General features: G+C 70.5%; 16 protein-coding genes. 9 read left to right on the forward strand and 7 right to left on the reverse strand.

Translation table 11 applies throughout. The features are described from left to right. Window positions 1-10: 10 nt before the first annotated feature. Entirely contained in the window at window positions 11-1,336 is a 1,326-nt protein-coding gene (locus QZM35_RS07045) for an MFS transporter (RefSeq protein WP_301775655.1), read from the reverse strand. A gap of 663 nt (window positions 1,337-1,999) precedes the next feature. On the opposite strand from QZM35_RS07045, the gene cobA reads away from it, so the two are divergent. From cobA to QZM35_RS07080, 7 genes are all read left to right on the forward strand, one after another. After that, a complete protein-coding gene (cobA, locus tag QZM35_RS07050; protein WP_301775656.1) occupies window positions 2,000-2,770 on the forward strand; it encodes a uroporphyrinogen-III C-methyltransferase in 771 nt (256 codons plus the stop codon). Window positions 2,771-2,926: 156 nt separating this feature from the next. Continuing rightward, window positions 2,927-3,523: an ANTAR domain-containing response regulator gene (locus tag QZM35_RS07055; RefSeq protein WP_089427317.1), complete on the forward strand. Its 597-nt coding sequence runs from the start codon at window positions 2,927-2,929 to the stop codon at window positions 3,521-3,523. 5 nt (window positions 3,524-3,528) lie between these two features. Beyond that, window positions 3,529-4,581, forward strand: a complete 1,053-nt coding sequence (locus tag QZM35_RS07060; protein WP_301775657.1) for a CmpA/NrtA family ABC transporter substrate-binding protein — start codon at window positions 3,529-3,531, stop codon at window positions 4,579-4,581. A gap of 122 nt (window positions 4,582-4,703) precedes the next feature. Beyond that, complete coding sequence (locus tag QZM35_RS07065) at window positions 4,704-5,303, forward strand: uracil-DNA glycosylase family protein (protein ID WP_089427315.1); 600 nt, start codon at window positions 4,704-4,706, stop codon at window positions 5,301-5,303. A gap of 62 nt (window positions 5,304-5,365) precedes the next feature. Then, window positions 5,366-6,160, forward strand: a complete 795-nt coding sequence (locus QZM35_RS07070) for a YkgJ family cysteine cluster protein (RefSeq protein ID WP_089432818.1) — start codon at window positions 5,366-5,368, stop codon at window positions 6,158-6,160. Window positions 6,161-6,279: 119 nt separating this feature from the next. Continuing rightward, the gene (locus QZM35_RS07075) at window positions 6,280-7,221 is read left to right on the forward strand and encodes a helix-turn-helix transcriptional regulator (protein WP_301775658.1); all 942 of its coding nucleotides are present in this window, start codon (window positions 6,280-6,282) and stop codon (window positions 7,219-7,221) included. 125 nt (window positions 7,222-7,346) lie between these two features. Then, window positions 7,347-8,045 (forward strand): fumarylacetoacetate hydrolase family protein, encoded by a 699-nt coding sequence (locus QZM35_RS07080; protein ID WP_301775659.1) that lies wholly within the window; start codon window positions 7,347-7,349, stop codon window positions 8,043-8,045. 55 nt (window positions 8,046-8,100) lie between these two features. Here the strand turns inward: QZM35_RS07080 and QZM35_RS07085 are convergent, their stop codons facing one another. The 4 genes from QZM35_RS07085 to QZM35_RS07100 all read right to left on the reverse strand — a co-directional run bounded on the left by QZM35_RS07085 (window position 8,101) and on the right by QZM35_RS07100 (window position 13,697). Next, a complete protein-coding gene (locus QZM35_RS07085; protein WP_089427312.1) occupies window positions 8,101-8,655 on the reverse strand; it encodes a DUF4303 domain-containing protein in 555 nt (184 codons plus the stop codon). A 148-nt stretch (window positions 8,656-8,803) separates the two neighbouring features. Next, entirely contained in the window at window positions 8,804-10,015 is a 1,212-nt protein-coding gene (locus tag QZM35_RS07090) for an MFS transporter (protein ID WP_301775660.1), read from the reverse strand. A gap of 227 nt (window positions 10,016-10,242) precedes the next feature. Further along, entirely contained in the window at window positions 10,243-11,823 is a 1,581-nt protein-coding gene (locus tag QZM35_RS07095; RefSeq protein WP_301775661.1) for a trypsin-like peptidase domain-containing protein, read from the reverse strand. A gap of 401 nt (window positions 11,824-12,224) precedes the next feature. Beyond that, entirely contained in the window at window positions 12,225-13,697 is a 1,473-nt protein-coding gene (locus QZM35_RS07100) for a PLP-dependent aminotransferase family protein (protein ID WP_301775662.1), read from the reverse strand. 203 nt (window positions 13,698-13,900) lie between these two features. Here QZM35_RS07100 and QZM35_RS07105 point away from each other — a divergent pair, with 203 nt between their 5' ends. Then, on the forward strand, window positions 13,901-15,103 hold the full coding sequence (locus QZM35_RS07105; protein ID WP_301775663.1) for a GNAT family N-acetyltransferase: 1,203 nt from the start codon (window positions 13,901-13,903) through the stop codon (window positions 15,101-15,103). A 24-nt stretch (window positions 15,104-15,127) separates the two neighbouring features. On the opposite strand, the gene QZM35_RS07110 is transcribed toward QZM35_RS07105, so the two are convergent. Continuing rightward, window positions 15,128-15,610, reverse strand: a complete 483-nt coding sequence (locus QZM35_RS07110; protein WP_301775664.1) for a DUF3331 domain-containing protein — start codon at window positions 15,608-15,610, stop codon at window positions 15,128-15,130. 38 nt (window positions 15,611-15,648) lie between these two features. Then, window positions 15,649-16,860 (reverse strand): CynX/NimT family MFS transporter, encoded by a 1,212-nt coding sequence (locus QZM35_RS07115; protein WP_301775665.1) that lies wholly within the window; start codon window positions 16,858-16,860, stop codon window positions 15,649-15,651. A gap of 474 nt (window positions 16,861-17,334) precedes the next feature. On the opposite strand from QZM35_RS07115, the gene QZM35_RS07120 reads away from it, so the two are divergent. Continuing rightward, complete coding sequence (locus QZM35_RS07120) at window positions 17,335-18,399, forward strand: 2,3-butanediol dehydrogenase (RefSeq protein ID WP_174972593.1); 1,065 nt, start codon at window positions 17,335-17,337, stop codon at window positions 18,397-18,399. Window positions 18,400-18,490: the final 91 nt, after the last annotated feature.

Consider the following 18,490-nt stretch of genomic DNA (forward strand, 5'->3'; position numbering starts at 1 on the left):
CTTCGGTCGATCAGCTCGCGACGCTGCTGGCAGCCAGCGCGCGGTCGCGCAGCTCGGCTTCGCGCGCCTTGTGTTCTTCGCTGAAGCGCACGGCCATCGCGCACAGCGCGGTCGCGGTGACGGCCAGGCCGAGCAGGCTCAGCGTGTGCTGCACGTCGCCGACACCCTTCAGCAGGAAGCTGGCGGCCACCGCGCCGACGTTGCCGCCCGCGCCGACGATCCCCGCGACGCCGCCAAGTGCCTTGCGGTCGATGAACGGCACCAGCGCGTAGGTCGCGCCGCAGGCCATGTGCGTGAAGAGGCCGAACGCGAGCATCGCGACGAGCGCGATGCCGACGCTTTGCGCATGCGAGAACCAGATCAACCCGAGCCCTTCGCCGACGATCAGCGCGCACAGCAGCGTCGCGCGCACGTCGAGGCTGCGGCGCGCGGCGATCCTGTCGGACAGCCAGCCGCCGAGCGCACGCGCGAACAGCGCGAGCAGCCCGAACAGGCCGACCGCGAAGCCGGCGTCCTTCAGCGACAGGCTGAAGTGATCGACGTAGTACAGCGCGGCGATGTTGTGGATGAACACCTCGACGCCGAAGCACGCGCCGTACGTGACGAACAGCATCCACACGCGATAGTTGCCGCAGGCCGCGAAGAAGCTCGCCCAGCCACCCTTCTTGCCGCTGTCGACCGTCACGCCCGCCTTGCGCAGCGCGATGATGTCGCCTTGCGGGCAATCCTGCGTGAAGCGCCAGTACGCCCAGGCCATCACGAGCATCGCGACGCCCGGTACGACCAGCGCGATGCGCCACGACGAATCCTCGCCGAAGCCGAGCATCAGGCCGGCGGCGACGAGCAGCGGCATCAGCGCCTGCGTCGCGCCTGCGCCGGCGTTACCCCAGCCGGCCGTCGTCGCGTTCGCGGTGCCGACCACGTTCGGCGCGAACATCACCGAAGTGTGGTACTGCGTGATCACGAAGCCCGCGCCGATCGCGCCGATGCCGAGCCGGCAGATCAGGAACGACAGGTAATCGTGCGTGAACGACACCGCAAGCACGGGGATCGCGCCGAGCAGCAGCAGGCCCACGTACACGCGGCGCGGGCCGAAGCGGTCGCACAGCGGGCCGACCAGCAGCCGTACGGCGATCGTCGCGGCCACCGCCGCGATGTTGATGTTGGCGACCTGTGCGGCCGTCAGGTGAAATTCGCGTGCGATCAGCGGCATCAGCGGCGCGCACGCGAACCACGCGAAGAAACACACGAAGAACGCCATCCACGTCAGGTGGAACGCGCGCATCGGCGCGGTGCGGAAGCTGAAGAGATCGATACGGGTAGCTTTGTCGGTCATGTCATCCGCCAAACGAAAAACGGCGTCCTGCGCACCCGGTCTCGTCGAGACCCGATGCGTAGGACGCCGTTGCCCATGAAGCCCGTTGCCGGGCGCGTCGGTAATCGGTACTGCCGGACGAATCGCCATTGATCCGCCCGAACCTCCCAACGCAAACGCCGTGCCATGTCGTCGCGAATCGGGCCCACAGCCCCGCCACGCAAGGCGTGTCGGGCGTCATGCGACGCGCGGCGCCACGTCACCCACGATGCGTCGTGAGGCAGCGAGGCACAGATGTGGTGCGATGCAGCACTGTCGTCGTGCGACATCGCGGTGCGTGCTGACGGGGCACGATGCACGTCGATGCGGCATTGCGGCTGCCCGCGCGCGGTGGCCGCCTTCACGCTCGGGGCCATCGCGCGGCGCAATGCGCACCGTTGCCGCCGCCCCCCGCGCGACGCGTCATGCCGGTTGGCCCGGATATTGCTGAATCCGCCGCATGACACCGGCAACGGCGCCGGTGGGCAGTCCCCGCAAACCATGCCCGTCATTCACGCGGGCCGATCAGGACAACGGCGTCCTTCCGTGCGCGGCACGGCCGGATGCCGGTGCGTTTCGACCGCCCGCCGCCGCGCAAGACAATGCGCTATCGACCGCCCCATGCAGGCGGCACTGGAACACGACATGACGACAGGCAAAGTCACGCTGCTGGGCGCCGGCCCCGGCGATCCCGATCTCCTCACGCTGAAGGCCGTGAAGGCGCTGGCCGCCGCCGACGTGCTGCTGCTCGACGATCTCGTCGCGCCCGGCATCGTCGAACTCGCGCCGCAGGCACGCGTGATCCGCGTCGGCAAGCGCGGCGGCTGCCGCTCCACGCCGCAGGCATTCATCGAGAAGCTGATGCGCCGCTACGCGCTGCGCGGCGCCCACGTGGTGCGCGTGAAAGGCGGCGATGCGCTGCTGTTCGGGCGCGCCGGCGAAGAACTCGCGACGCTGCGCGCCGCCGCGATCCCGGTCGAGATCGTCAACGGCATCTCGTCGGGCTTCGCGGCCGCCGCGAGCCTCGGCATCTCGCTCACGCACCGCGCGCATTGCCACGGCGTCACGTTCGTCACCGCGCACCGTCAGGACCACGGCGAACCCGACTGGGCGCGTCTCGCGGCGACCGGCACCACGCTCGCGATCTACATGGGCATGAGTCGCGTCGACGGCATTGCCGCCGGCCTGCTGGCCGTGCTGTCAGCCTCGACGCCGGCCGCAGCCGTGCAATGGGCCGGCACGTCCGACGAACGCCGCTGGACCGGCACGCTGGGCGGTCTCGCGCACGGCATCGACGCAGCGCGGCTCGGCAGCCCGGCCGTGATCCTCGTCGGCGGCGCGATCGGCGAAGCCGCCGTGCAGCACGTGCCGGACGCGGGCGCCGCGATCGGAACGGCCTTGTCCCGGGCCGCGTAGCATGCGCGACGCCATGCGGCACCAGCCGCCCCCCTATCATGAAGACGGCGGCACCGGCCGCCGGGCCGCCGTGCGCGGCACCGACACGATGTCCGCACGGAACCGCCGCCCCCGATCCGCCCATCGCGCCACGCTTTCGCCGCCGCCGTTCACGTCATGAGTACGTCTGCTTCTTCCTCCCGCCTGCGTGTGCTGCTCGTCACCGACACCGACAAGCCGATCGGCGAGCTCGGCGACGCGCTCGCGCACCTCGGCTACGAGATGCTGAACGACGTCGCGACGCCCGCGCGCCTGCCGGCCGCCGTCGAGGAGCAGCATCCCGACGTCGTGATCATCGATACCGATTCGCCGTCGCGCGACACGCTCGAGCAGCTTGCCGTGATGCACGCCACCGCGCCGCGCCCCGTGCTGATGTTCAGCCATGACGCCAACCAGTCGCTGATCCGCGCGGCGGTCGGCGCGGGCGTCAGCGCGTATCTCGTCGAAGGGCTGTCGGCCGAGCGCCTCGCGCCGATTCTCGAAGTCGCGCTTGCCCGCTTCTCGCACGACGACGCGCTGCGCCGCCGGCTGGCCGACGTGGAGCGCGAGCTCGCGGAGCGCAAGCTGATCGACCGCGCGAAGCGCTTGCTGATGGATGAGCGCAAGCTGTCCGAACACGACGCCTACGCGGCGCTGCGCAAGCGCGCGATGGACCAGGGCCTGCGCATCGTCGACGTCGCGCGGCAACTGCTCGACGCGTCACCCCAGTCATGAATGCCATGGATACCTCCTCTCCCGCCGCGCCGGAACGCGCACATCTTCGCCTCGGGTTCGTCGCGCTGAGCGACGCGGCCCCGCTGATCGTCGCGCAGCGCCTGAACCTCGGCGAACGGCACGGCCTCACGCTCGAGCTCAGCCGCCAGCCGTCGTGGGCCACCGTGCGCGACAAGCTGCTGAGCGGCGAGCTCGACGCCGCGCATGCGCTGTACGGGCTCGTCTGCGGATTGCAGCTCGGGATCGGCGGCCCGCAGGCCGACATGGCCGCGCTGATGGTGCTGAACCGCAACGGCCAGGCGATCTCGTTGTCGCGCAGCCTCGCCGACGCGTATCGCGCCAGCGGCAGCGTGCGCGACGCGTTCGCGACGCTCGGCCGCAAGCCGCTCCTTGCCCAGACGTTCCCGACCGGCACGCACGCGATGTGGCTGAACCACTGGCTCGCGTCGCACGACGTCGATCCGCTGCGCGACGTGCGCAGCGTCGTGATCCCGCCGCCGGAGATGGTGGCCGCGCTCGCCGGCGGCGAGCTCGACGGTTTCTGCGCCGGCGAGCCGTGGCATGCGGTGGCCGAGGCCTGCGGCGCGGGGCGGACCGTTGCCGTCACGAGCGAGATCTGGCCCGATCATCCGGAGAAGGTGCTCGCGGCCCGGCGCGATTTCGTCGCGCTGTATCCGGCCACGGCCCGCGCGCTGATCCGCACGCTCGTCGATGCCTGCGCCTGGCTCGACAGTGCCGCGCACCGTCGCGAGGCGGCCGACTGGCTCGCGTCGCCCGATGCGCTCGGCGTGCCGGCCCGGCTGATCGCGCCGCGCCTGCTCGGCGACTACGGCTCAGGCCCGTTCGCCGTGCCGCCGCTGCCGATCCGCTTCCACGACGGCGGCGCCGTGAACCGCCCCGATCCGCGCGAAGGCGAGTGGTTCCTGTCCCAATACCGGCGCTGGGGCATGCTCGACGGCGCGCACGACGACGCGGGGATCGCCCGGGCGATCGCGCAAACCGCGTTGTATGATGCTGCCGTCGCCGAAAGCGGCGCACCGGGCCTGTCGCAGGCGTGATGCGCGCCGCATGATGCAGGCGGCGCGCGCTCCCGCGCCACGCCTGTCCGGGCCGCCTGCCGGCGCCCGGCACGCGGCCCCGGGTGACGCCGCATGACCACTCCGTCCCCCGATCCGATTCGATGCCAAAACCCACGCGCGCGCCGCTCGACGTGCTGCTCACCGAAATCCGCGCGTGCCGTGCCTGCGAAGCCGACCTGCCGCTCGGCCCGCGCCCCGTCGTGCGCGCCCATCGCGACGCGCGCATCCTGATCGTCGGGCAGGCGCCGGGGGCACGCGTCCATGCAAGCGGCATCCCGTGGGACGACGCGAGCGGCCAGCGGCTGCGCGGCTGGCTCGACGTCGATGCCGACACGTTCTACGACGAGACGCGCTTCGCGATCGTGCCGATGGGCTTCTGCTACCCGGGCCGCGGCACAAGCGGCGACAACCCGCCGCGCCCCGAATGCGCGCCGCTGTGGATCGACCGATTGCTCGCCGAGTTGCCGTCGATCCGGCTCACGCTGCTGATCGGCCAGTACGCGCAGCGCCATTTCCTGCGCGAGTCGCGCAAGGCCACGCTGACCGACACCGTGCACGCGTGGCGCGACTATGGCCCCGACGTGTTGCCGCTGCCGCATCCGTCGCCGCGCAACCAGGCGTGGTTCAAGCACCACCCGTGGTTCGACTCCGAGGTCGTGCCCGAACTGCGGCGCCGAATCGCGCCGCTGGTCGCCCGATAAACGCACACCGCTGCCATGTCGCGACGCGTCGCGACATCCCCGTTATCCGTATCGAATCAAGCATGAACGACACCCCCACCGACCTCGACTTTGCCTGCAACGGCTGCGGCGGGTGCTGCCGCGACCTGCGCATTCCGCTGACGATCGACGAGGCCACCGATTGGCTGCAGCGCGGCGGCCACGTGGAGTTGCTGTGCGACGCGATGCCGTGGCTCGTCGAGCCCGAGCCCGACAACGCGTTCGCCGCGTACAAGCGCGTGCGCTCGAGCGCCGCGCTCAGCGGCTCGCTGCCCGTCCGCATCACGGTCATGCTCACCGCGACCCATGCCGGGCCATGCCCGAACCTCGGCGATGACATGCGCTGCGCGATCTACGACGCGCGGCCGCTCGTGTGCCGGATCTATCCGGCCGAAGTGAATCCGTTCGTGCCGCTGGTGCCGGACGGCAAGCAATGCACGCCCGACGCGTGGCAGCAGGCGCCGTTCGTCCGCGGCGGCACGATCGTCGACGCGGCCACCCGCGAGAACATCGCGCGCTCGCGTGCGGCGAGCGAAGCCGAGACGCCGCTGCGGGCGCGGTTGTGCGCGATGCTGGGGATCGATACGGCGGCGGTGGCCAACGAAGGGTTCGCGGTCCATGCGCCGCCGGCTGCCGCGCTGCTCGCCGCGCTGACGGCTTTGACGGCGCAGCGCGCAGCGGAGTCGGCCCCGGCCAGCGCCGACGCCGCCATCGCCTGGACGCTGGTGTCGAACCGTACGTCGACGCTGGATGCGCTCGTGTCGGTCGGCGCGGCAGCTCAGCGTGCCGGTAGCGCCAACCCGCATGCCAGTTATCTCGGCTTCCATCCGGACGAGTGATCGCCGCGCGGCACGCCGCGAGCGACACCGGGCGAAGCCGTGCGGCCGCACGGATCGCCGCCGCGCCCGGTTCGCTGTACCATCGCGGCTCAACCGCGTCACGAACAGCAGAATCCTTCATGCCCTCCACCGCCCCGCCGCGCCTGTACGGGATGCCCGAACGCAGCGACCGGCTCGACTTCTACATCCGCGACCAGGCGTCGCGCCAGGCGATCACCGAGCCGCACCGGCACGCGTATTTCCAGATCCAGTTCAATCTCGGCGGCGACACCGAGCAGCGGATCGGCGGCGTCACGCGGCCGTTTCCGCGCGGCGCGCTCGCGTTCGTGCTGCCGCACCGCGAGCACCTGATCCCGCATCCGGAAGGCGCGCACTTCATCGTGATCAACTTCAGCCAGGCGTTCCTGCGCGCCGATCTCGACGTCGACCCGCTCGATCTCGAGGACGTGCCCGCGCACCGCTTTCCCGAGCTGACGCCGTTCCGCTTCCAGGAACACCTCGACTTCATCCTGACCGGCGACACCTACGAAGAAGCGCGCCGCCTCGCGCTGTGCATGCTCGACACCGATCGCGTGCGCACGTTCGGCTCGACCACGCTGCTGCGCGGCTACCTGCTGCAGCTGATCGGGCTCGTCTGCACGCAGTACGCGGGTGCGCTCGACAAGCTCGCGCAGCGCGGCGCCCAGCGCGCGGGCCGGCGCGACGCGCTCGCGCGCGTGCTGCGCCACGTGCGCGCCAACCTGACCCGCGAGGACCTGACGCTCGCCGCGACCGCCGAGGCCGCGTTCCTGTCGCCCAACTACCTCGCGCACCTGGTCCGCAAGGAAACCGGCAGCACCTTCACCGATCTCGTGACCGAGCGCCGGATCGCGCTCGCGCAGTCGCTGCTGGCCCATACCAGCCGGCGCATCGCCGATATCGCACGCTCGGTCGGCTTCCGCGACGAAGGGTATTTCGCGCGGCGCTTCCGCGCGCGGGTCGGCGTGTCGCCGAAGGCGTACCGCGACGCGAACGCCGCGCCGCCGGACGGCGACGACGCACCGGCGGCGGCCGACGCGTAGTTTTGTCCCGGTAAAACGCAGTTGCGTCGCATCCGGCCACTCGGCTGTCGGGTATCGTTGCACGCATGCCGGCCCGTGCGCCGCACGGGCACCGCATCCGTCTTCCCACTGAACGAGGCCATCCGATGTCCGCTTATGTCATCGACGCTGCCGAGCGTCCTTCCGTCGAAGTCGACCAGTCGTCCGCGCGCTTTCCGGTGCGCCGCGTGTTCTGCGTCGGCCGCAACTACGCCGACCACGCGCGCGAAATGGGTGCCGATCCCGACCGCGAACCGCCGTTCTTCTTCACGAAGCCGGCCGACGCGATCGTCCCGGCCAGCGGCACCGTCGCCTATCCGCCGCTGACGAACGACCTTCATCACGAAATCGAGCTGGTCGTCGCGATCGGCAAGAACGGCCGGTCGATCGACCCGGCCGACGCACTGTCGCACGTGTGGGGCTACGGTGTCGGCGTCGACCTCACGCGCCGCGACCTGCAGGCCGAAGCGAAGAAGCTGAGCCGTCCGTGGGACTGGGCGAAGGGCTTCGATGCATCGGGCCCCGTAACCGCACTGCGCGCGGCAGCCGCCACCGGCCACCCGGCGACGGGCCGCATCTGGCTCGCGGTCAACGGCGACACGCGCCAGCAAGGCGACCTGGCCGACATGATCTGGGCCGTGCCCGACGTCATCGCGTACGTGTCGCGCTCGGTCGAGCTGAAGGCCGGCGACCTGATCTTCACCGGCACGCCGGCGGGTGTCGGCGCGCTGCAGCCGGGCGATCGCGTCACGGGCGGCGTCGACGGCGTCGCGACGTTCGAATTCGTCGTGGGCGCGAAGCCGTAAACCATAAGCCGACACGCAGCACGCACGGCGGCCGCCTGCGCGGGGCCGCCGTGCGCTATCCCGCTTTCGGTCGGTCGTAGCGGCGCAGGAATGCGTCGGCGACGGCCGGCGGATTCAGCGCCTTCGCCGATTCGTTTTCCAGCGCCTCGGCCGCGTCGTCGTCGCTGATCGACACGAACAGCGTGATCGCCGCCCGGTCGTCGCCCGTGCCGAACAGGCCTTCTCGGTCGAGCAGCCGCAACGCCGCGATCATGTCGGCGTGCAGTTGCCGCGAAAATTCCGGGAATCTCGAGCGGATGAACTGCGGGCTCAGCACGTCATCGGCGAGCTTGCCGCAGATCGCATTGAACGGCGACGCTTCCGCCGCCGCGTACGCCCATTCGGAGAAACCCCACGCATACCACGGGTCGTCGTCCGGGACGGCCTGCTGCTCGCGGATCCGGCGCAGCCCCTCGACCGAATTGGCCGCCGGCACCACCGTCATCGCGCCGCTGTCGGTATACAGCGCGAATGCGTAGAAATGCTCGTCCGGGTGCAGCGCCCGCAGCGCCCTGAATGTCGCTCTCGCGGCGTCGGCAATGTCTCGCTGGAAATCAGAAAAGTCGCTCATCGCATCCTCGTCCAGTCGCCCTTCCCGCGTCGGAGCATGCTCGGCGCGCGGCGGGTTCGTCGTCTCCCGATAATCGATCGATTGTCCGCCAATCGTTCACGGCACGGTAGCGGTGCCAGCCCCCATGTCCGATGCCGCGTGTCTTCGTTCACCGCCCCGCGTCGCGCGCATCGAACACCCGCACGCAGACGGCCGCCGCCAGGGCGATCGCGGCCGACAGCAGCATCATCGCGAGCGGCGCATAGCCCGCGTTGCCGGCTGTCAGCACCGCCCCCGTCAGCGACGAAAGCGCGGCCCCGCCGGCGATCGTCATCGCGCCGGCCAGCCCCGACGCGCTCCCCGCCAGTTCCGGGCGCACCGACACTGCGCCTGCATGCGCGCCGGGATTCGTCAGCCCGTTGCCGATGCCGACCAGCACGCACGGCCCGAACCACGCGATCGCCTGCGTCGCGCCACCGAACCTTAGCGCGAGCCCGATCAACGGCCCCGCGCACGCGACCACCCGCCCGCACAGGATCGTCGTGGCCAGCGCGTAGCGGCGCGCGTAACGCGCGGCCAGGAAGCTGCCGCACACGAAGCCGGCCGTGATGGTCCCCATGTAGAAGCCGATCTCCGCCGGCGCGATGCCGAACACCGTTTGCGCGGCGAGCGGCGCACCGGCCAGAAACGCGTAGAACGCGCCGGTCGAAAACGCCATGCAAAGCGCGTAGGCCCAGAAACGGCGCGCGCGGAGCAGCGCCGGATACGCACGAAGCTGCTGCCCGAGGCTCGACGACCGGTTCGCATGGGTTTCGACGAGGTCGAACGCACACCAGACGAACAGCGCGATGCCCACCGCGCCGAGCAGCCAGAAGCTCGCGCGCCAGCCCAACGCCTGGTCGAGCGCGCCGCCGAGCGTGGGGCCGAGCATCGGCGCGAACGCGGCCGCCATCGCCGCATAGCCGATCCGGCTCGCGGCGCGCGCACCGCCGCCGGTGTCCCGGATCGTCGCCATCGACACCGGATAGACCGACGTGATCGCCGCCTGCATCAGCCTGCATGCCAGAAACGCCCGAATATCGGTCGCCATCGCGCAGCCGAGCGAGCCGAGCGCGAACACGCCGACGCTCGCCAGTACGACCGGCCGCCGCCCGAACCGGTCCGACAGCGGCCCCATCACGAATTCGAGCAACACGGCCACCGCCGCGTAACCGCCGAGCGACAGCGCGACGAGCGCATAGTCGGCGCGCAGGTCGCGTGCGATGGCCGGCAGCGACGGCAGGAACAGGCTCAGCGGCAGCACCGAGCACGCACACAGCAGGATCAGCGTCGCGAGTCTCGGCGACGCCCGTTCGGAAGCGATCGGCAGGTTCGATTGCAAGCGGATGCCCTCCGCGCACGTGCCGCACGGCCGTGCGCAATGCAAAAAAAAGCCCCCGAACGAGTCGGGGGCGCATGGGTGCCGGCGCGGTGCCGCTACCGGACCCTGCGCCTGGGTACTACTACGATGATGAATGCTGCGTTCATGCCGGATGGCTCCTGAATGCGTCGCTGACTGCGTGCGAGATCGGACGATGGTAGGCGGACGATGCCGAGCGCGTCAACGCCCTAACGCGCACGCACCGACACGAATTTCCGGGCGTTGTTGCGCTGGATCAGCACCGCGATCACGCTGCCGTTCGCTTCGAGCGTCGGTATGTCATCGGGCGTCTCGAGCAGCGTGTCGTTGAGCTCCAGCACGACATCGCCCGGTTGAATACCGGCCTTGGCTGCCGGGCCGTGCACCGCGTCCACCATCATCCCGACGGCGAGCCCCGTCGAGCGGCGCTCGTCGTCGCTGAGCGCATGCATCGTCAGCCCGAGGCGGTCGCCGCCGTCGGCAGCCGCTGCTCCCGCCGCCGGTCGTGCAGCCGCCTTCGGCGCGGCCATGGCGACAGCAGGGCCGGCGGTGCCGGCGGCCTCGTCGGCGCCCGTGATCGTCAGCATCACCGGCGCGCGGTTGCGGATCAGCCGCAGCGGCGCCTTCTGGCCCGGCGGCAGCGCGGCGGCCAGGTCGTTCAGCTCGGCCGAACGGCCGATCGTCTTGTCGCCCAGCTTCACGATCACGTCGCCGGGCTTCACGCCGGCCGCGGCGGCCGGCGAGCCGGGCGCGACGCCGTTGACGAGCGCGCCCGCCGGCCGCGGCAGCCCGAACGCCGCGGCCAGCCCGATGCCGACATCCTGCACGTCGACGCCGATCGCATTGCCGGACGACGACTCGCCCGGCGCCTGGGCCTGCTGCGCTTGCGCCTGCATCTGCTTCTGCAGTTGCGCACGCACCTTTGCGGCAAACGCGATCGGGATCGCGAACGTCGTGCTCGCGTAGCGGTCGGTGCCCGTGTAGACCTGCACCGCGATGCCGATCACGTCGCCCGCCCGATTGAAGACGGGGCCACCGGAGTTGTCGGGGTTCGGGGCGATGTCGGTTTCGAAGAACGGAAACGCGCTGCCGTCCGGCAGCCGGTGCGACGTCGCGCTGACGATGCCGGCCGTGACCGTGTTGCCCGATCCGTCCGGCGCGCCGATCGTCATCACCGGCTCGCCCGCGCGAACCTTCGACGAATCGCCGACGCGCACGAACGGCAGCTTCGTTACGTTGACACGCAGCACGGCGACATCGCTTTGCGGATCGACGGCCAGCACGGTCGCCTTGAATTCGCGGCGGTCGGTGAGCCGCACCGTCACGTCGGTGGCATCGTCGACCACGTGGGCGGACGTGAGGATCACGCCGTCGGCGCTGACGATGAAACCCGAGCCGCTGCCCGATACCGCGCGCGGCGCGGTGTCGGGTGCCTGCGCCTGCTGGCCTGGCGCCTGCGGGCCCTGGGCGGGCGGCGGTGCGTCACGCCGGAAGAACGCCGCGAGCGGATCGTCGGGATCGAGGGTCGTGAACGACGGGCCGCTCGCCTGCTGGTCGGGTGCGGCGGTCATGACGGTCACGACGGCCGGGCCGTAGCGGTCGACGATCGCCGGAAAATCGACCGGCATCGCGTAAGGCGCGACAGCCGGCCGTTGCTTCATCGGATGCGGCGTGACGGGCGGCGAGAGGGTTCCGGCAAGGACGGCCGGCGGGGCCGGCAAACAGCCGGCAAACACGCCCCCGATCAACGCGGTGCGAAGCACGGCGCGAGCAAGCGTCTGGCGAACCACGGTGCACCTCCCCCGGGAGTCACGGCGCCGACATGCGCGAGACGCGCAGGCGCTCGACAAGGCCCGGTACACCCATCCATTTATAGTCCACGCGGCCTGTTCGACCATACGAATCGAAACCCGAATGCCGGGCGGCGCGGCAAGCGCGGAGCCGCGACGGTGGCCGTTTCGAACAAAGTGTGCGGTTCGTCAATCCGCACAAGTCCGATTGTCATCCGTCGCACCAGCGCACGCGGCTTCCGTAGCGAAGGCAGCCAGACGAACGACGGTCATCACCGATCCAGTTCGTCCATTCATGACTCGATTCTCCCGTCGGGATCCCAAAGCGAAATCGAAATCGATACAGACGCGGAAATCACCGGCGACGGGTGACGTCACCCGCGCGCCCGGCCGCCCCCACATCACTCCCCACCCACCCGCTCCGCGATAGCCGACAACATCCGCAACATCGGCTCGAACGCGTCAGCCGACGTATTGCCGAAACCGAGCACGAGCCCGTTGCCCGCCGATCCCGCATCGATCGAAAAACCCGACAGCGGAAACGGCCCGATGCCGTGCGCACGCGCGGCGTCGACGATCGCGCGATCGCGGTAGCGCGCCGGCAGCCGCAGCGCGAGATGCAGCCCGCACGGCCCGCCCTCGATCTGATGCGTCACGCTCAGGTTGCCGTCCAGCGCGGCGAGCAGCAACCGCCGCCGGTCGCGGTACAGCCGGCGCATGCGGCCGAGATGGCGGCCGTACTCGCCCGACTCGATGAAATCGGCCAGCGCGAGCTGCACGTGGCGCGTCCCGCCGCGCAGCATCTCCGGCAGCACCGGCCGCACCGCGGCCAGCAGCGCGTCGGGCAGCACGAGAAAACCGATCCGCAGCGCCGGAAACATCGTCTTGCTGAACGAGCCGAGATAGACGACGGGCGAATCGGGCGCGAGCCCGTGCATCGCGCCGATCGGCTCGCCGGTGTGACGGAATTCGCTGTCGTAGTCGTCCTCGATGATCCACGCGCGATGCCGGCGCGCGGCATCGATCAGCGCGAGCCGGCGCGAGATCGACAGCACGGCGCCGGTCGGGAACTGGTTCGACGGCGTCGTATAGACGAGACGCGGCGTCCGCTCGCGCCAGTCGTCCTCGTCGGTGCGCAGCCCTTCTGCGTCGACCGGCATCGGCACGACGTCGAGGTCGGCCGCCTGCATCGCGGTGCGCGCGCCGCGATAGCCGGGCTCCTCGACCCACACCGTATCGCCCGGGTTCGTCAGCAACTGCGCGCACAGCGCGATCGCGCCCTGTGCGCCTTCCGTGATCACGATCTGCTCGGGATCGCAGCGCACGCCGCGCGTCACGGCTAGGTGGCGCGCGATCGATTCGCGCAGCGCGGGCTCGCCGAGCGGGTCGCCATAGCCGAGCAGGTCGCGGCCGGCGCGGCGCAGCGCGCGGTCGATCGCGTGGCGCCATGCGTCCGCCGGGAAATGCGTCAGCGCGGGCACGCCCGGCCGGAAGCCCTCCGATTCGCCGGTGCCGATGCGGCTCGGGCGAATCCGGCCGAGCCGCTGCGCGACGGCCGGCGGCGCGGCACGCCGGCGCGGCGGCGCCGGCCGTGACAACCCCACCACGCGCGTACCGCGGCGGTCCGACTGCAGGAAGCCTTCGGCGACGAGCTGCTCGTAGACGGCCGCCGTGGTGTTGCGCGACACGCCGAGCGTCTCGGCCAGCGCGCGCGTGCCGGGCAGCCGCGTGCCGGCCGGCATCGCGCCGCCGAGAATCGCGTCGCGCACGCGGCGCAGCAACTGGCGCTGCAGCGAAGGCGCGCCCGGCGTGCGCGCCAACGGCGCGTCGAGCGGCAGCAACGGCGCATCGCCGGAAGGAAGGACAGTCGTCATCGGAACATCGCAGCGTGAAAATGTCGGAACGTGGCGCACGGCAAGTGGCGCACGGCTGGTGAACGGCGGCTCGCGGTTCGGCCCCCCGATATTCGTGGCACCATAAATTTGCCGATCTCTGGCGCTTCTCATGGTACCTCGCCGCGACTACGATCGTCTGCATGCCGGCATGTCGCCGGCCGCCAACCGAAGCGAGATCGACCTTGTCCACGCTCACCAACGCTTTCCAGCAACCCATCGGCCACCCCGTTCCCGACTGGTCCGCGCGCCCGCGCCCGGAGCGCATCGTGCTCGAAGGCCGCTACTGCCGGCTCGAACCGCTCGACGCCGAGCGCCACGCGGCCGACCTGCACGCCGCCTACTCGCAGGCGCCGGACGGCAGCGACTGGACCTATCTCGCACACGGCCCGTACGCCGACGAAGCGAGCTACCGCGAGTACGCGCGTGCCGCGCAGGCGAGCCCGGATCCGCTGCACTACACGGTGATCGACCGCGCCACCGGCCGCGCGGTCGGCACGCTCGCGCTGATGCGCATCGATCCGGCCAACGGCGTGATCGAGGTCGGCTCCGTCACGTTCTCGCCGCTGCTCAAGCGCACGCCCGTTTCGACCGAAGCGCAGTTCCTGCTGATGAAGTACGCGTTCGACACGCTCGGCTACCGGCGTTACGAATGGAAGTGCGACGACCTGAACCTCCCGTCGTGCAAGGCCGCCGCCCGGCTCGGCTTCCGCTACGAAGGCACGTTCCGGCAGGCGATCATCTACCGCGGCCGCAATCGCGACACCGCGTGGTTCTCGATCATCGACGGCGAATGGCCGGATGTGCGCGCCGCGTTCGACGCGTGGCTCGCCCCGGAAAACTTCGACGCGCAGGGCGAGCAGCGCCGGTCGCTCACCGCGATCCGCCACGCGCAGGCAAGCGCGCGCGACGCGGCCAGCCGCGCGAACGACGCGACGCGCGTCACGGTGCGCCCGCTCGTCGCCGCCGACGAAGCCGCGTGGCGCCCGCTGTGGCAGGGTTATCAGAAGTTCTACGACACCGCGCTGAGCGACGCGGTATTCGCAACGACGTGGGCCCGCCTGATGGATCCGGCCGAGCCGATGTTCGTGCTCGGCGCATTCGACGCCTCGGGGGCGCTGGTCGGGATCGTGCATGCGATCTACCACCGCTCGTGCTGGACCGAAGGGCCGTACTGCTACCTGCAGGACCTGTACACCGCACCCGACGCACGCGGGCAAGGCGCAGGCGGCGCGCTGATCGAGGCCGTGTACGAACATGCCCGCGAAGCCGGCGCGAGCCGCGTGTACTGGCTCACCCACGAAACCAACACGACGGCACGCGCGCTGTACGACAAGCTCGCGAACAACGCCGGCTTCATCCAGTACCGGCACGACGTGAAGAAGTAACGCGGCGTCGCAGCCGGCCGGCGTTCAACGGGAAACGTCGGCCGGCTCGCGTGCGGCGTCGTCGCCCTCCGGGGCGGCGTCACCTGCCAGGCCGGCCGCACCCGGCACCGCCGCCGGGCAGATCATCTCGTCGCCGTTGGCCGGCACGGGCCGCCGCACCGGCCGGAACACCGGCTCGCCCGGCTCGATCGGTTGCCCCGAGATCGCGCAGCGGCCCGGCTGCAACGCGACGCGCAAGCGCCAGCGCTGCTCGCCGTAATGGCACCGGCCGCTCTCGACCCAGCGGATCAGCAACGCGTGGTCGTCGGCCTCCAGCACCGTGACGAACAGTTGCGGGCGCAACGGCGAGACGGCCGCCGCGGCGTGGTCGGGACCCGGCGCCCGGCCGATCGTCCCGAGCGGATGCGCGACGCCGCCACGTGGCGGCATCGCATCGTCTTCGACCCATGCCGGCGCATCGCACGGCGGGTCTGCTTCGCAAATCAGGCTTTCCATGGTGTTGAGCATGCTTGACGGATTTCCGTGCAGGTTGAACGGCGCCGCGCTCAGCGCCGGCCCGTTGGTTCGCGCAGCAGCGACAGGCCGATCGCCGCGCCGGTGACCGCGGCCGCGAGCATCAGCCCGATGCCGCCCGACCAGCCGAATGCGCCGACGATCGAGCCGATCGCGAGCGGCCCGATCACCTGCCCGAGATAGTTGCCCTGCACGACCCAGCCGATGCTGAGCGGCGCCAGCGACGGCGTCGGCGCGGAGCCCGGCGCACACGCGAGGATCGTCGCGGGCAGCATCCCCGCGATCGCCGAAAACGCAAAACCCAGCGCCACCGCGAGCGGCGCCGGCGTGGCCGCGCTGAAGAGCCCCGCGCCGGCCGCGCCGATCGCGACCGACGTCGCGGCCATCACGATCCCGGGCCGTGCGCCGCGCGACAACAGCCAGCCGGCCGTCAGGTTGCCGATCACGCACGCGGCGACGATCGCCGCGCTGATCAACCCCGCGGCGCCGACCGCGACGCCGAGGCGCTGCATCAGGAACACCGGCAGGAACGTCATCGCCGCGAAGAACTGCACGTTGTAGGTGGCGAACCCCAGCGCCAGCAGCGTGGTCGAGCGCGACGCGAGTACGTCGCGCAGCGCGGGCCCGACGCGCGGGGCGCCGGCCTGCCGCGACGGCGCATCCGCCGACGTCGTGACGGGCACCGCAGCCGCCGCGACGAGCGTCAGCGCCGCGGCCGCGAGCCAGCCGTTGCGCCAGCCGCCGAGCAGCGGCCCGACCAGCATCGACAGCGCCATGCCGACCGGCATGAACGTGCTCCACAGGCCAAATACGAGATTGCGCCGCTCGGGCGGCGTCACGCGATTCAGCACGGCCGGCGCGGCAACCACCACGATCACGAAACCGAGCCCTTCGACGAAACGCGTGGCCAGCAACAGCGTGAAGCTGCCGGCCCATGCGCCGGCGACACTCGACAGGCCGAGGATCACGAGGCCCGCGATCAGCAGCAGCCGGTCGCCCCGGCGTCGCACCAGCAGGCCGGCCGCGATGCCGCCGAACACGCCGACGAACGGAAACACCGACATGATCCCGCTCAGCGACGCGAGCGAGCCGCCGAATTCGTGCTGGAGCGACGGCAACGCGATCGTCGCCTTGCCGACGTGCAGCGCCGACACGATGCTCGCCAGCACGACGTTCGCGACGGCGGCCCGGTAGCTGCGCGACGGCAGCGTGGCGGCATCGGCCGCGACAGGCGATTCGGTCATCTCCCCCTCCGTTGAAACGGCTGCGTGCAACGGGATGCGTCACGCGTCCGCGATCGGACTGGCGCACATGATACAAATTGAAGTTAACTTCAAGTAAAGGGGTAATGTGCGCAACGATCCGTTCCGCCGATCGCGGCAATGGATCGGCGTGGCAACGTGCGTCTCGCGATTCGTCTCATTGCGCTGAGACGAACGTCCCAGCGTCTCACCCGGCCGGAGTTTTTGCTTCCGCAGCAAATTTCACCCCTGCTTCCGTCAAATCATTCCCTGTCAACGAGTCGGTAAATGGTGCATCGCATCGTTCCCATCCCGTCCGATCGCCGTCCGGCGCCCCCACTCGAGCTGGCCCCGTTCCTGCATACCGGTCGTTCGCGCACTCGCGCGACGGGCGCACCGGCAGCCACGCCTCGCGCCCGACGACAACCTGATGGAGACAGCAACGTGAGTACACCGGCAACGACCACCGCCCCGAGCATGAAAGCCGCCGTCTGGCACGGCCGACACGACATCCGCGTCGAACAGGTTCCCGTTCCCGAGCGCCCGCCGGCAGGCTGGGTGACGATTCGCGTGCATTGGTGCGGGATCTGCGGCTCCGACCTGCACGAATACGTCGCGGGCCCGGTCTTCATCCCGGTCGACGCGCCGCATCCGCTGACGGGCCTGAAGGGCCAGTGCATCCTCGGCCACGAGTTCAGCGGCGAGATCGCCGAACTCGGTGCGGGCGTGACGGGCTACGCGGTCGGCGACCGCGTGACGGCCGACGCCTGCCAGCATTGCGGCACCTGCTGGTATTGCAAGCATGGGCTGTACAACATCTGCGAGAACCTCGCGTTCACCGGGCTGATGAACAACGGCGCATTCGCCGAATACGTGAACGTGCCGGCCGAGTTGCTGTACAAGCTGCCCGACGACTTCCCGACCGAGGCCGGCGCGCTGATCGAACCGCTCGCGGTCGGGCTGCATGCGGTGAAGAAGGCCGGCAACATCGTCGGGCAGACCGTCGTCGTGGTCGGCGCGGGCACGATCGGCCTGTGCACGATCATGTGCGCGAAGGCCGCGGGCGCCGGGCGCGTGATCGCGCTGGAAATGTCGGCCGCGCGCAAGCAGAAGGCGCTGGAGGTCGGCGCAAGCGTGGTCATCGATCCGAAGACGTCCGACGCGATCGCGGAAGTCAAGGCGCTGACCGGCGGCTACGGCGCCGACGTGTCGTTCGAGTGCATCGGCCACACCACCACCGCGAAGCTCGCGATCGACGTGATCCGCAAGGCCGGCAAGTCGGTGATGGTCGGCATCTTCGAGGAGCCGGCGCCGTTCAACTTCTTCGACATCGTGTCGACCGAGAAGGAAGTGATCGGCTCGCTCGCGTACAACGGCGAATTCGCGGACGTGATCCGCTTCATCGCGGACGGCCGCATCGACGTGCAGCCGCTCATCACCGGGCGCATCGCGCTTGGCGACATCGTCTCGCACGGCTTCGAGGAACTGGTCAACCACAAGGACCGGAACGTGAAGATCATCGTCCAGCCCGCCCTCACCTGACCGCACGCGCGGCCGCGGCAGCGATTCGCGCCGCGGCACGTGGGCTGCAAGCGTCACCCTGGAGCGTCGCCCGTGCGCAGGCGGCGCGCCT

Origin of the sequence: Burkholderia sp. AU45274, from assembly GCF_030482505.1 — a bacterium.
Taxonomy (GTDB): Bacteria; Pseudomonadota; Gammaproteobacteria; order Burkholderiales; family Burkholderiaceae; genus Burkholderia.

Excerpts from the sequence above, each read along its gene's own strand:
- QZM35_RS07075 (WP_301775658.1), top strand. The coding sequence starts at position 6,280 with ATGCCCTCCACCGCCCCGCCGCGCCTGTACGGGATGCCCGAACGCAGC.
- QZM35_RS07055 (WP_089427317.1), top strand. The coding sequence starts at position 2,927 with ATGAGTACGTCTGCTTCTTCCTCCCGCCTGCGTGTGCTGCTCGTCACC.
- QZM35_RS07045 (WP_301775655.1), bottom strand. The coding sequence starts at position 1,336 with ATGACCGACAAAGCTACCCGTATCGATCTCTTCAGCTTCCGCACCGCG.
- QZM35_RS07100 (WP_301775662.1), bottom strand. The coding sequence starts at position 13,697 with ATGACGACTGTCCTTCCTTCCGGCGATGCGCCGTTGCTGCCGCTCGAC.
- QZM35_RS07080 (WP_301775659.1), top strand. The coding sequence starts at position 7,347 with ATGTCCGCTTATGTCATCGACGCTGCCGAGCGTCCTTCCGTCGAAGTC.
- QZM35_RS07120 (WP_174972593.1), top strand. The coding sequence starts at position 17,335 with ATGAAAGCCGCCGTCTGGCACGGCCGACACGACATCCGCGTCGAACAG.
- QZM35_RS07085 (WP_089427312.1), bottom strand. The coding sequence starts at position 8,655 with ATGAGCGACTTTTCTGATTTCCAGCGAGACATTGCCGACGCCGCGAGA.
- QZM35_RS07110 (WP_301775664.1), bottom strand. The coding sequence starts at position 15,610 with ATGCTCAACACCATGGAAAGCCTGATTTGCGAAGCAGACCCGCCGTGC.
- QZM35_RS07060 (WP_301775657.1), top strand. The coding sequence starts at position 3,529 with ATGGATACCTCCTCTCCCGCCGCGCCGGAACGCGCACATCTTCGCCTC.
- QZM35_RS07065 (WP_089427315.1), top strand. The coding sequence starts at position 4,704 with ATGCCAAAACCCACGCGCGCGCCGCTCGACGTGCTGCTCACCGAAATC.
- QZM35_RS07115 (WP_301775665.1), bottom strand. The coding sequence starts at position 16,860 with ATGACCGAATCGCCTGTCGCGGCCGATGCCGCCACGCTGCCGTCGCGC.
- QZM35_RS07070 (WP_089432818.1), top strand. The coding sequence starts at position 5,366 with ATGAACGACACCCCCACCGACCTCGACTTTGCCTGCAACGGCTGCGGC.
- cobA (WP_301775656.1), top strand. The coding sequence starts at position 2,000 with ATGACGACAGGCAAAGTCACGCTGCTGGGCGCCGGCCCCGGCGATCCC.